The 13769-nt window shown below is 51.9% G+C and carries 10 protein-coding genes and 1 CRISPR repeat array (1 of these 11 running past the window's edge); of the genes, 5 read left to right on the top strand and 5 right to left on the bottom strand.

Annotated elements, in window-relative coordinates:
- Window positions 1–1899: a CRISPR direct-repeat array (repeat unit 28 nt; unit sequence GTGGTCCCCGCACTCGCGGGGATGAGCC) (it extends 1303 nt beyond the left edge of the window).
- A 183-nt stretch (window positions 1900–2082) separates the two neighbouring features.
- Together HMPREF0573_RS10015 and HMPREF0573_RS01235 are read right to left on the bottom strand one after the other, a co-directional pair.
- On the bottom strand, window positions 2083–2217 hold the full coding sequence (locus HMPREF0573_RS10015) for a hypothetical protein (RefSeq protein ID WP_013188678.1): 135 nt from the start codon (window positions 2215–2217) through the stop codon (window positions 2083–2085).
- Window positions 2218–2364: 147 nt separating this feature from the next.
- A complete protein-coding gene (locus HMPREF0573_RS01235) occupies window positions 2365–3543 on the bottom strand; it encodes an ROK family transcriptional regulator (RefSeq protein WP_236589543.1) in 1179 nt (392 codons plus the stop codon).
- Between the two features lie 168 nt (window positions 3544–3711).
- Here HMPREF0573_RS01235 and HMPREF0573_RS01230 point away from each other — a divergent pair, with 168 nt between their 5' ends.
- From HMPREF0573_RS01230 to HMPREF0573_RS01215, 4 genes are read left to right on the top strand one after another with little or no spacing between them, the layout of a single operon-like run.
- Window positions 3712–5865, top strand: coding sequence for an alpha-galactosidase (locus tag HMPREF0573_RS01230; RefSeq protein ID WP_041797864.1), 2154 nt, complete (start codon window positions 3712–3714; stop codon window positions 5863–5865).
- Window positions 5866–5888: 23 nt separating this feature from the next.
- Window positions 5889–6827 carry a carbohydrate ABC transporter permease gene (locus HMPREF0573_RS01225; protein WP_004008248.1) on the top strand — a complete coding sequence of 313 codons (939 nt, stop codon included), beginning with the start codon at window positions 5889–5891 and terminating at the stop codon, window positions 6825–6827.
- A complete protein-coding gene (locus HMPREF0573_RS01220) occupies window positions 6817–7797 on the top strand; it encodes a carbohydrate ABC transporter permease (protein WP_013188675.1) in 981 nt (326 codons plus the stop codon). The genes HMPREF0573_RS01225 and HMPREF0573_RS01220 overlap by 11 nt, the downstream gene beginning before the upstream one ends.
- Window positions 7798–7805: 8 nt before the next feature.
- Window positions 7806–9206 (top strand): ABC transporter substrate-binding protein, encoded by a 1401-nt coding sequence (locus HMPREF0573_RS01215; protein WP_236589547.1) that lies wholly within the window; start codon window positions 7806–7808, stop codon window positions 9204–9206.
- Between the two features lie 166 nt (window positions 9207–9372).
- Here HMPREF0573_RS01215 and HMPREF0573_RS01210 read toward each other — a convergent pair whose 3' ends face one another.
- On the bottom strand, window positions 9373–11190 hold the full coding sequence (locus HMPREF0573_RS01210; protein ID WP_013188673.1) for a glycoside hydrolase family 2 protein: 1818 nt from the start codon (window positions 11188–11190) through the stop codon (window positions 9373–9375).
- 252 nt (window positions 11191–11442) lie between these two features.
- On the opposite strand from HMPREF0573_RS01210, the gene HMPREF0573_RS01205 reads away from it, so the two are divergent.
- On the top strand, window positions 11443–11925 hold the full coding sequence (locus HMPREF0573_RS01205; RefSeq protein WP_013188672.1) for a methyltransferase family protein: 483 nt from the start codon (window positions 11443–11445) through the stop codon (window positions 11923–11925).
- A 190-nt stretch (window positions 11926–12115) separates the two neighbouring features.
- On the opposite strand, the gene HMPREF0573_RS01200 is transcribed toward HMPREF0573_RS01205, so the two are convergent.
- Complete coding sequence (locus HMPREF0573_RS01200) at window positions 12116–12802, bottom strand: VOC family protein (protein ID WP_004008243.1); 687 nt, start codon at window positions 12800–12802, stop codon at window positions 12116–12118.
- Window positions 12803–12836: 34 nt separating this feature from the next.
- A complete protein-coding gene (locus HMPREF0573_RS01195; protein ID WP_013188671.1) occupies window positions 12837–13766 on the bottom strand; it encodes a hypothetical protein in 930 nt (309 codons plus the stop codon).
- Window positions 13767–13769 lie beyond the last annotated feature (3 nt).

Here is a 13769-nt window from a genome sequence, read left to right as displayed (position 1 = left end):
TGAGCCTGATTATGAGCCAGCGGGATCCAAAACCCTTACGTGGTCCCCGCACTCGCGGGGATGAGCCCACGGCAGGGATTCAACCCAGGCTGCGACCGCGGTGGTCCCCGCACTCGCGGGGATGAGCCTAGCAGCCCGTACCTGGTTCTCTAAAAGCTCAAGTGGTCCCCGCACTCGCGGGGATGAGCCTGTTCTTGGCTGAGAAATGGAAGAAACGCCTTGGTGGTCCCCGCACTCGCGGGGATGAGCCCCTGGACACGTGCAGATAATGCGCCATGTTCTTGTGGTCCCCGCACTCGCGGGGATGAGCCTACCTCTACAGCCTCGGTGAGGCTGATACCTAGGTGGTCCCCGCACTCGCGGGGATGAGCCCGTCTCCGTTTGGTGAAGAATTGCCAACCGGGTGTGGTCCCCGCACTCGCGGGGATGAGCCCACGCCCGCAACCGACAACTAATCGAAGCCAGAGTGGTCCCCGCACTCGCGGGGATGAGCCGGCGTCGCAGTACGAATTCGTATTCGGTGGTTTCGTGGTCCCCGCACTCGCGGGGATGAGCCGATTGCCTAAAGCGCTGCTGACGTGCAAAGTTAGTGGTCCCCGCACTCGCGGGGATGAGCCCAACGGTGGCTGTTTTGGTGCTGGTATTGCCCAGTGGTCCCCGCACTCGCGGGGATGAGCCGCTCACCGGCTTTAGCCATAGCGTCGCGGGGTGGTGGTCCCCGCACTCGCGGGGATGAGCCCCCGGACAGGGACTTTCACCTCATCATCAGACCGTGGTCCCCGCACTCGCGGGGATGAGCCTATTTGCACATGGGAAGATTTGTTTAACGCGGAGTGGTCCCCGCACTCGCGGGGATGAGCCCATCCAAATCAGATTCTCAGCCTGTTCCACATCGTGGTCCCCGCACTCGCGGGGATGAGCCCGTGCGTTGAAAACGTTTGCTCAGTCGCTTATCGTGGTCCCCGCACTCGCGGGGATGAGCCCATGTTAATGCGAGAGCCCGACGGGGCAATCTAGTGGTCCCCGCACTCGCGGGGATGAGCCCCCCAACGCCTACCACGAATACAGGAAAACCTAGTGGTCCCCGCACTCGCGGGGATGAGCCTATCGCCGCCGGCGGTAACCAGCTGCAGCTGGAGTGGTCCCCGCACTCGCGGGGATGAGCCCCCGAAGCCCAGGTCGCGTTCGACATCGCCAGGGTGGTCCCCGCACTCGCGGGGATGAGCCCCCCACTTCTCCAGAGTCTCAAAATAGAATCGAGTGGTCCCCGCACTCGCGGGGATGAGCCCCTATTTTGAGCAGGCTTTGATTCGTGGGTCTGGTGGTCCCCGCACTCGCGGGGATGAGCCGTAAGCGGGGAAGTTTATCCACCACCAGAGGGCGTGGTCCCCGCACTCGCGGGGATGAGCCCAAACGGGTTATAGCGCTACGCAAGGGCGCGGTGTGGTCCCCGCACTCGCGGGGATGAGCCGCGCTTATCGATGCAAAAGATTTTGTTGAAGCGGTGGTCCCCGCACTCGCGGGGATGAGCCCCATTGCACAGAACGGAACGCCACTTTTTCCGTAGTGGTCCCCGCACTCGCGGGGATGAGCCGGGCAAGCGCGGTTATTGCAAAACCACCGTGTGGTGGTCCCCGCACTCGCGGGGATGAGCCTGCGGTTCTCGACGAACTGGAAAGCGTGGGTGTGTGGTCCCCGCACTCGCGGGGATGAGCCCGAGCAAGACACCGTGCGAATGTATATTCAAGAGTGGTCCCCGCACTCGCGGGGATGAGACTGAGGGTCGCGTCTTGAACAGGGATAATTCTCAGTGGTCCCCGCACTCGCGGGGATGAGCCTAGGGGTTCGGATTGCTCCCACTGGTTTGTCTGGTGGTCTCCGCACTCGCGGGGATAATCCCAATGTTGCCTAACGTGCCTCTGTTCGGCGCTGCTGCTGAAGACCGCGCCAGTCTGCGCCAACGAGTCGTGGAAAAGCTCCAAACCCTGTTTGATCGCTTTTACGTGCTGTAAAGTTCTTTGCAATTTGCGCTGGCACGGTATTAGCCACAGTTTCTATCGTGTGCAGACTAGGCTCCGAAGGTCACAGAGATGACGAAATGTATTTCGTCGACTCCAGGTCATCCGTGACCTGTCCGTGAGTCGCGCAGGTGATTCCTGCTGATGGCGTCCGGAATTTGGTCATCTCTGTCAGGTTAAGAGTCTGATTTCGATGCATGATTAAAATTTCCGTCAGAACCGTCACTCTTACAGCTCACATACGCGGGAGAAAAATCAGCACACTTCACTTACCGAAACCAACGATGGGTGCTAGCTGCAATTGGACGGAATCATTGTGCCCAGAAGCGGGGTTGCTCTGCGTGTATCACCATTTCGTGCTGCCGGTCGTGCGGATTAGCCATTTTACAATCGCCGCTACTGCGGCACCCTGTGCCCAGCGGTCGAAGCTACCTGAGCGCCGATGAACTCTGATCCGGGGATCGTTAGGGCGACCATATGATTTCAAATGTTTGTCAAAGTTATCAGCCCATCGTGATTCCAGGAGGCACACGCCCTCTCCGTCTAAAACTACGTCAAGTACTAACGCCGCTGAGGCTACCGTTTGCACATAAATAGCTAGATTCTCAGTGAATTCTATAATTGCGCGGCGGCATGATTTATCGCCATAATCTGCCAGATTGATGAGTTCTTCAGCGGAAGTGGGGGCAGAATCGCTGTTGGTGATTGCTCTACCGGTCTGTGCGCGCGATAAAACTGCTGGCAAAGTTAAAGCGCCATTAGCACAACCCACGTGCCCGTATTGGCAGACCCCGTGAGCTCCTGCCAAAGGGATGTGAGAAGTGGTTCCCAGTCCGCTGAGAGGAGAACGCACCGCTCTTAAATTGTGTACCATGCCGTTCCCGATGCCAGCCCCAATAGTGGCAACCACAAAGTCTTCACATTTGCGACCGAGTCCGAACCATTGCTCTAACATGGTCAAGCCGGTGACATCGTTAACGAACTCAATATCCGGGTGTGACGATGAATTTATTTCGTGGGTTATGCTATGTAAATCAACGTTTTGCCAGCCTAAAAACCGATTTTCTTTAATCCTAGAGGAATCTATTTTTCCCCCTAAGGAAATCCCAATTCCCTCCAACTGGGAATCATCTTGATTTCCGATTTGTCTACGAATGACAGCGCAGAGCTGGTGTAAGCAATCTTCGGGGGCGTGGCTTTCTACCGGCACTGCTTCCCGCGACAAAATCCGTGCGTTGGCGTCCGTACGCACACAATGAATCATCGTTCCCGTCAGATTAACCCCGATGAAAGCATGTTGATCTGGGGGCACCGCTAATAGTTGGGTGGGGCGCCCCATGCCGGTTTTTGAGACTCCAGAACGCACTTCGGTAATCATCCCGCTCTTCATCAACGGACGTACTAAACGCGTCAGCGTAGCGGGAGATAGTTCTAGGTCTCGGGCGGTGTCGGCACGAGAAAGGGGACCGTGCGCCAGAATGTGGGCAGCAGTAGCTAGTGACGAGTCGTCAAAAAGTCGCGTCATAGTTTCCCTTTCCCTCTGGGTAGCAGCGGTCTTTACACTGAACCGGAACAAAATATGTGGAAAGTGCTTCAAAACTCCTTGTTCCCAGTTTACATATGCGCTACTATCTTTAGTAGTGAAAATATGTCGGCGCGAGGTGGCGGCGGCTAAAAATCCTGGGAGGGTTCAATGGCGAATTTTTCACGTTTAATTCATTTACGCAATGGGGGAACATCGCTCTGTTTACGCATTACAGAACGGGGAGTTCCTCAGGTTATTTATTGGGGAACCGATCTCGGGTATCTCAGTTCGGCGCAGTGTGAAGAAATCTCAAAGTCGCAGTATTCTGCGGTGGTCTCGGGGACTTCAGATATTCCGCCGCTCTTTTCTTTAGTTCCGCAACAAAGTGAGGGGTGGATTGGAACTCCTGGTCTGATTGGATCTCGGCAGTCAGGGGCACTCTTTTCTGCTTTCATTCCGATTGATGTCCAAACCGATGGTCAGGGAACCAATGGAGCGCCCTCGGAAGTAACGGTAACTCTCCATGACGAAGAAGCCGATATTAATTTAACCATTGCGGTAGAAGTCACCCCCTCTGGGGTCATCCGCGGGCAAGCGAAAGTGATTAATACCGGAGCTGACGGCTACGAGGTTCAATCGCTACTGCTGGGGCTGCCCACTCCGGCAAGTGAAACCTATGTATTGGACCAAACGGGGCACCATCTGCGAGAACGTGATATTCAAAAGCATGAGTTCACTATTGGCTCCCACCAGCGAGAAATTAATGTTGCTCGCGGACATACTATTTCCAGCATTCATGGCACCTGCCAGCCGAATACCTCTTGGCAGGACGGACTCGTTCACTATGTGCATGTGGCGTGGTCGGGCAATACTCGCACTATCGCAGAAAAAGACACGCAGGGTTATCAGGGCATATTGGCGGGAGAATTGCTGTTCCCTGGCGAGGTGGTACTCAAACGTGGTGAAGAGTACTGCTCACCCTGGATTGTGGGAACCTGGGGACACGGTCTCGATGAGGCAGCAGCTCGGATGCATAGTTTTGTTCGCAGTCGGACTGCCCATCCTGCTACCGAACGCCCCGTTACTCTCAACGCTTGGGAAGCGGTCTACTTTGACCAGTCCTTGCCGCGTTTGCTGAAATTGGTAGATTTGGCAGCCGAAGCCGGGGCAGAACGTTTTGTACTCGATGACGGATGGTTCTCGGGACGCCGTGACGATACCTCAAGTTTGGGGGATTGGACTGTGTCCGCAGAAGTGTGGCCTGACGGTCTTTCTCCGCTGGCTGACGCGGTCCACAGTAAAGGGATGCAATTCGGCTTGTGGTTTGAACCCGAAATGGTGAATCCTAACTCCCAAGTGGCGCGCGAACATCCAGATTGGATGCTTTCTCCACGTACCCACCGTCCGCAAGAAGCGCGCTATCAGCAGGTCATGGACCTGACCAATCCCAAAGCCTTTGAGCATGTTAAGGGGCAAATGCTGGAAGTATTGGATTCAACGCAGATTGAATATATTAAGTGGGACTTCAATCGTGACCTCTACGAAGCGGTTTCTCCCACTACCGGTTGTCCGGTGTACCATCAGCAAACACTAGCGACCTATCGCTTACTGCGAGATATTAAAGAAGCCCATCCGCATCTCGAAATTGAGTCTTGTGCAGGAGGGGGAGGACGCATCGATTTAGGGATAATGGAATATGCGGTGCGAATTTGGGGATCTGACTGTACAGATCCGATTGAGCGTAAGCAGATAGAAGCGGGTACCTGTTTGCTGCTTCCCCCAGAGCTAATTGGCTCCCACGTGGCTTCCCCCGTGTCGCACCAGACCGGTCGAACCTTAAATTTGTCGTTGCGCGCATCTAACGCATTGTTCTCTCACATGGGAATTGAATGGGACTTGACAACGGCTAGTGCGTCAGAGCTTAAAGAACTCGCCAGCTGGGTAGCGCTTCACAAGGAGCTGCGCCCAATGTTGCACTCCGGACGAGTCGTTCATCTAGATCACCCTGACCGGGGATATTGGGTGCATGGGGTAGTATCCGTTGATCAAACGCGTGCAGTCTATGCGGTGACCCGTTTACATAGCTCTCCCCAACGCCCTTCGCCGGCACTATGCCTGCCGGGTCTGGAAGCCACAACTACTTATCGAGTACGTGAAATGCTCCCACAAGGTGTCGAATCAGAAATCGGTAACGGACAGGGTTCCGTCCCTTGGTGGGGAACAGGCTTAGAGCTGCCGGGGAGTGTCCTTGAACACTCTGGAATTCGTTTCCCGGATTTAAATCCCCTGCAAACAGTGTTATTAGAAGTATCTGCTAGATAATCCATTTTTTATCCAATTTTTTCATGTTAAGAAAGGAGACCAGGATGGAAACATCCTCAGATGTTGTTTCGACGAGGAAACAACGTCCCGTGATTATTTCACGTCAAGCGCGATACGCGTTGATATTTCTGATTCCTGCCGGAATTGGTTTATTTTTCTTTTACCTTTTACCCGCAGTGCGTGGATTCTATTTTTCATTCACGGACTATGCGGTGCTAACCCCGGCCAGGTGGACAGGGCTGGCAAACTATCAGCGTCTGATTTTTGATCCTCTGTTTTGGAATGCCGTAAAAGTGACGGTTTACTATGTGGTGCTAAACATCGGTTTCCAAACCATTATTGCTATTGGGCTGGCAGTGTTGCTACAGAGATTGACAAATTCAACGCTAATTCGAGGGATGGCTTTGCTTCCCTATTTCATAGCGAACGTAGTGGTAGCTTTGGTTTGGTACTTCATGATGGACTACCAAATCGGTATTGTCAATGAAATGCTTAACTGGATTGGTCTCGACCGAGTGGCTTTCTTTGGAGAATCTGCCTGGGCGATTCCCACGGTTGCTTTTGTGAACGTGTGGCGCCACATGGGTTACACGGCACTGCTGATTTTTGCGGGTTTGCAAACCATCAATCGAACGGTGTGGGAGGCTGCTGATATTGATGGAGCTGGAGAGATACGCAAATTCTTCTCCATCACTTTGCCTCTATTGCGACCGGTGCTAGCAATGGTCATGGTCGTTACCATCACCGGATCATTCCAAATCTTCGATACTGTTGCGATTACCACCAAAGGTGGTCCGATTAATGCTACTCGCGTCATTTATTACTACATTTGGGATTTGGCATTTGGGCAACTTGACTTTGGATACGCCTCTGCTATTGCCATGGTGCTGTTCGTTCTGTTATTTGGAATCTCACTCATTCAGCTGCGGCTGATGCGTGCCGGCGAATCAGATGAACTGTGAGGAACTAAAAATGACTACCACAACTTTGAAAACTGCTACCAAACAAACGGATAAACACCCCCATATGGGGCACACCGGAAAAATTGGCTCAAAGAAACATCATGGGCTGGGATTTTATTGCGCCTGGGGCTGCTTGATTATTCTGTTGATTATTACGGTGTTCCCCTTCCTTTGGATGTTGCGATCTTCTCTCATGACCAACACTGAGCTGTTGGCACATCCTGGAACTATCTGGCCAAAGAATCCGACTTTTGATGCCTATCGGCGAGTATTCGGTATGACCACTCCGGAAGAATCTCTGACCCAGGGGGGAGCTGGTGCCTCTATAAACTTCTGGTTATATCTGCGTAACTCTTGCATAGTGGCCTCTACAGTAATGGTGGGACAAACCTTGTTCTCAGCTATGGCGGCCTATGCTTTTTCACGATTAAGGTGGAGAGGTCGGGAAGTAGTATTCGCGATTTTCCTATCAGCGTTGATGGTTCCGGCAATTTTTACTGCTATCCCGAACTTTGTCTTGATTAAACAGCTGGGACTGCTAAATACTTTTGCCGGCATTGTGCTTCCCACTTTCTTTATGACCCCTTTCTCTATATTCTTCCTCCGGCAATTTTTCCTGGGAATCCCGCGAGAGATTGACGAGGCTGCCATGATTGATGGGGCAGGTCCCTTCAAGGTGTTCTTCCGGGTTATCTGCCCTATGACTTCTGCCCCGATTATCACTCTAGCGGTTCTTACCTTTATCAATGCTTGGAACGATTACATGTGGCCTCTGCTAGTGGGACAATCTGATCGGGTCCGGGTATTGACGGTTGCCCTGGGAATTTTCCGGTCGCAAAAGCCTCAAGGTTCACCAGACTGGACCGCACTGATGGCGGCGGCTCTAGTGTCCGCACTTCCCATTATCATTTTGTTCACCATCCTCGGAAAGCGGATCGTGAACTCTGTTGGATTCTCAGGAATTAAGTGAGGCTCGACATGAAAAATTCTGTGATTGCTGTATCCGGGCGACGGTTTATGGTCGCAGCTCTTGCCGCTGTACTGGCTGGCATCTTAACGGTCGGATTAACTTCGTGTAGCTCTCAAGTCAGCGGTAAACCAGGGCAAACCACCCTGCGGTATTGGCTGTGGGATTCCGGGCAACTTCCCGGATACCGGCAATGCGCGGCGGATTTTGAAAGAGAAAATCCCGATGTGCATATCCAAATTGAACAGTTCGGATGGGACGATTATTGGACGCAAATTACTGCCTCGATGGTGGCTGAAAATGCGCCCGATGTATTTACTGACCATACTTCTCAGTTCGGTAAGTACTCTGCTTTGGGGCAGCTTCTAGATATCGACCCTTATGTTAAGCGAGATAACTACGACTTGAGTCATTATGCGGCAGGTCTGGCCGATCAGTGGAAATCAGCAGATGGAAAACACCGATATGGTCTTCCCAAAGACTGGGACACCGAGGCTATTTTCTACAACGAAGACATGGTTAAGGCAGCTGGTTACACCAAAGACGATTTATGGAAACTCGAGTGGAATCCTCAGGACGGAGGCAGTTTTGAGAAGTTTTTGGCTCGTCTGACCGTTGACGTGAATGGTGTTCACGGCGATGAACCTGGCTTTGATAAGAAACATGTGAAAGTTTATGGAACCGGTTACAACGACACTGGTGGCGGTCTCGGTCAGATTCAATGGTCACCTTATGCCCTGTCCAATGGAGAATGGAGATGGACCGAGAAAAACCCTTGGGGAATGCACTTTAACTACGATGATCCGAAATTCCAAGAAACTATCGGATGGTGGATTTCCTTAATCAAGAAAGGCTATATGCCGCCGTTGTCAGTTGCTACTTCAGGAGTGGGGACGGTAGAGTCATTGGGGTCGGGATCGTACGCGACCTTGTTAGAAGGTTCCTGGAATATTTCTACCATTGATAACGCAACTGATTTACCGATTCAAGTCGCTCCGACCCCGATTGGACCTGATGGACATCGCGCTTCAGTTACTAATGGTCTGGCAGATTCAATTTGGGTGGGAACTAAGCATCCTCAAGAATCTTGGCGCTGGGTTAAATATCTGGGGTCAGCAAAATGCCAGGATGTGATTGCTGAGCAGGGTACCGTATTCCCCGCCATTACTACGTCGACCGATAAGGCGATTAAAACTTTCGAAGATATGGGATATGACGCTCGCGCCTTCTCAGTTCATCTGGAAGACAAAACTACCGTCCCCTCGCTGGTGGTTGATCGTTGGGCGCAGGTCGATGCCCTCATGAAACCGGCAATGGCCAGCGTGATGTCTTTTGAAAGTGAACCATCAAGCCTGACAGAAGCGAACCGACGGGTTAATGCGTTGATGAGCGCAAATCGGGGGAAGCGTTAGGTGATGTAAAAGGAAGGTTTCATTTTCGGGCGCCCTTATCGCTGTTGCGGTAGGGGCGCCCGACTCTTACCTGCTGCCTGACCGACTCAATTTGCTCATAATCTGTTAGGTTTTGTAGGGTTTCGCAGTTTGGTTGGTAATCATTGAGACGCTAAGGTTGCGCGAGCTAGGTTAAATTCTGGCTAGGTAAATCGTTAATCGCGTTAATCTGTCGGAGTTCCTTTAAATCGAATTTAGGTGTTCGTTCGTAGGTCAGCAGTCCGTTGACCTCTTGCTCGACATCCGTGAGCTGGGTGTAACAGAATCCTTGCACGTATTGCGAAGAACGTAAGGTTGAAATTAGGCGACGATAAGTGGCTAAAAATTCTGCCGCTGAAGATACACCGAGGTAACTCCAATCTGAATTCTGATTGTTGGCAAATCCGATACCTCCGCATTCAGTAATCAAGATGGGCTCTCCGCGGTAGCCAAACCCCGCAGCATACACGGGATGACCGCTGACAAATTGGGACACTAACGCTTCCTTGGAAGTTAAAGTTTCACAAAACTGGGTGAATTCGGAATCGTCTGCATCCTTACCCAGCTTGTAATTGTGGATGGCGCAGATATCGGTGATTGTTTGATCCCAGCCATCGTTGGAACTTACCAGACGAGTGTCGTCTAGTGACCGCAAGAGGTGGTACAGGGCTTGTGCCCAATGTTGCTGTCGCTGATTCGAATGAATTTGTGGGACTCCCCAGCTTTCATTCAAAGGCACCCATGCCACGATACACGGATGATTACGGTCGCGTTGATAAACAGCTTTCCAAGAATCAAAAATAGCTATTTGTGACTCTGTGGTGAATAGCGGGGTAGAAGAACATTCTTCCCAGACTAGAAACCCAAGTTGGTCTGCCCAATAGAGAAAACGGGGATCTTCAAGTTTTTGATGCTTGCGGCAACCGTTGAATCCCATCTCTTTCGCAAGCGAAATATCCAGTCGGTAGTCATCATCGGTAGGGGCGGTGAGCAGGCTTCGTGGCCAATAGCCTTGGTCAAGAACTAGCTTTTGATAGTAGGGCTTATTATTTAAATAAATAATTCCATTCTCGGTATGGATTTTTCTCATTCCAAAATAGCTGCTGACGGAATCTAGCTCGAGATTTGAATTAATATCCGATAAGGTTAGCTCTACTGTAAATAGATTGGGGTATTCGGGGCTCCATATGTATTCATCGGCACCATGAAATCCGGTACGAAAAATATCTGACCCGAAAATATCCACAGAAAACTTCAGCGTGGGACCGACGCATTTGATTTGTGTCTCGACGAATAATTTATCTTGGTAATGAATCTGTACCTTTAGCCAGGTATTTGAGGAGCTGGTTTTCGTATGCACTGTGAACTCAACAGATCCGCTGTCCAGGTCTGGCTTAATGGCTAAAGACTCAATGCGTTGTTCGTTGACGACTTCCGTCCAAACTGTTTGCCAGATTCCACTGCTCCGCGTGTACCAGATTCCTTTGGGTGTGGATTTCCAGAACTGTTTCCCGCGCGGTATTTCTTGGTTAGTCAGCGGGTCATAAACGCGTAAACAAAGGTTTTGAGTGGTTCCTTCGGTAAGGAAAGGTGTAATGTCGACGGAAAACGGAGTTTCACCGCCGGTGTGCTCTTTTACCATTTGCCCGTTTAAAAAAACTTGTGTTTGATAATCAACTGCCCCAAAATGCAGTAATAAATGCTGTTGTGGGGTTAAACTCGGAGCATCAAAGTTGCGTTTGTACCAGATAATGTCATGTTGCTCCCGAGTATTAATACCACTCAGCTCGCACTCATACACAAAGGGAACATTAATCTGCATAGGGAAAGGAGAGTCTGGCATATACCAACGCTCCCGCAGACCCTTATCGTCATCGTCAAAGCGGAAATCCCATGTCCCATTTAGATTCTGCCAATTTTCTCTCTCGAATTGGGGGCGAGGATACTCGCTGCGCAAATAGTTCATAAGATTCTCCCAGGGCTGGATCTAGTCGGTATTCTTACTGCTTATATAAAGTTGTTGACAGCAGTTGATTATATTTGGTTTTAAACTGTAAATTTTTGCAGCTTTATTTTACCGGGTTTTGTTGGGGGATTGGTGTGAGTAGCGGGGTTTTTATTTGTCTGCCTGGTTTCTGACCTGCTGTTACAAGTTCATTTGTCGGGCTGAGGTATGCAAAAATAGATTCGTGAGTAAGGCATCCCTCTCCACCTGCCCGTGCTTGGGGTAGGACCATTCTACGTTTCTGGTATTTTCATCGTCACGGTCTCCGCAACCATTTTCAGATATCTGGGATGGCTGAGGATTGGGACGATTGATAACTTATGGATTCGAATACTTTTGATTCTGATAGCCATTGTCCTGATGGTGGAGTCTGTAATCGTGTGGTGCTTAGCGGTGTTCGGCTCGCGCATGGTAGAAAGCGTCAAAACCGGTCAATTGATGACCACTGGAATTTACGCGTGGGTGCGACATCCTGTCTACACAGCTTTCTTCCTGCTCAACACCGGTATTCTGATCTCACAAACAAACTGGTGTTTGATGGCCTTGCCGTTCGTTTATTGGCTCGCATTGAGTATTTTATTGAAACGCACCGAAGAACGCTGGTTGCAGCAAAAGTTTGGTGCTCAGTACGCCAGATACGCAGCTCGCGTAAATCGTGTATTACCCTGGCCACCCCGTGGACCCGAAACCATCTGAAGGCGAGTTTTCACCCACTTCAGCAGGGCAGGGTAGGTGACATTGGTCTTCTCGATGATATATGGGAGAAGTTTTTCGGGAACCATTGTCGCGACCGAGCCTCAAACCCGTGCCTTTGTCAGATAAAAACCGTGTGGGCTAAGGAAAACCCCAGCCCACACGGTTGAATTTTAGTCACAGAGCGCGGCGTTCAAACCTTGCGGTAGAACCCCTTGAGTGCGGTGTGCTTCATCACGGTACCAATGAGCACGCCGAGGCGCCCCAAACCGAGACGAGCCGCGTGGAGATCGATGAGCTCGACGAGGTTCCCGTCCGGGTCGCGGAAGAATGCCCAATCAGCACCGGAAGAATGCACCGGTTCATTCATGAACTCCGCGCCTTCCCGACGCAGGCGGTTCACCCAACCGGGCACGTTGGAGACATGGAAGGCGATGTGGGAGTATCCGGGTCGATTCCAAGTCTCGCGTTCGTCCGTCACCACGGGCGGATCGAACTCGAACAATTCCAGGATGTTGCCGGAACGGGAACACATGAAGCCCAGGCGAACTCGCTTAATGCCCTCCACGTGATACAACCGCTCGACAGGCTTCAAATCATCGCCAGTGATTTCCAGATAGTTCATCAGTTTCAGCCCGAACACCCGGTCATACCATTGGACGGCGCGCTCGAAGTTCGCCACGGTAACGCCAACATGACCAAGACCCCAGTTGATACCGATGCTGTTCATTTTGTTGCGACATTCCCGCTGCTTGCGTTCCAGGAATTCTTCCTTGCCCAGCTTTTTCAGCTCTAGTGCGTTGTCCACAGCCAGCTTTACGCCGTAACCCAGCAGCACCAACGCGCCGAGTTTGGTCGCTTTCCGGCAGGTTGTCTTCATAAAACGTCGCTTGCAACTGACTGTTTTGGCTGCTTTACTTCGCATAGTCACCCACCGCCATCATCAGCGCGCCGAGTTCGGCACCGTATTCGGGCGAACCTTCCATCGACATGCGACCCGATGCCTGGGCATCCAGAAGGTCATCTGTCTGCAGTAAGGTCCCTAATGCGGAGGTTACCGAGTCGAAGCGCATCGTAAAGAACGCGGCGCTGCGCGTGTATTCCCCGCGAAATGCCTTTGACTTCCCGGCTTTGATGCGGATGTATGCACCCAGTTCGGGATGTCCATCCACGACATAGGCGTAAACGCGATCCGGCGAAGGATCCGTCCACGCATGCACACCGGGATGCCCCGCCTTATTCAGCTGGCTCATGCCGGTGGTCAGCAGGTAGAACATGCACTTCGTCAGCAGTTTCCGGTCATCCTCAATCTTGGGTGCCGCCGTTGCGCCCAGCAGACTGGACATCGCCAACAGAGCCTTCACGGTAGCGACCAAAAGTCCTGGATTGCTCAGCCCCCCGCGAATCTTGGGCAGGTTCACCTTGCCTTTAAAGAAGTCGTTGAGCTTCTCGGGGGAAGGGAACTCGATTTCCACGTTCGGCAGCGGGTGTGCGCCCAGCTTCGGCGTAATGCTCGCACCGTGAATAATCAGGTGTGTGGCGTAACGTTCCGGACGTCCGTCTATCGACGTGCCTGCCGGGGTCAGACAAGAAATCTGGACCACGCCTTCCTTGCCTTTAAAGGCTGCCGCCAACTCCGGCTTTTCGGCGACAATTGGTTTCAACAGCGGAATGACCGCGTTGAGAAACACCACGTTGGCGTACCGAACTTCGTCGTCAATGCTGGGATTGGGGCCCATCGGGAACGGCTTGGCTTTCGTTTTCTTTTCACAAGATTCTCCGCATGCCTTGTCGGTCTGAGTTGCCTGAGGCGGGGCGGAGCTTTGTTTCGTTTCTTTAGTCATGGC

The organism is Mobiluncus curtisii ATCC 43063 (assembly GCF_000196535.1).
GTDB classification, from domain to species: Bacteria; Actinomycetota; Actinomycetes; order Actinomycetales; family Actinomycetaceae; genus Mobiluncus; species Mobiluncus curtisii.
This window is presented reverse-complemented; position numbering and strand designations above follow the sequence as displayed.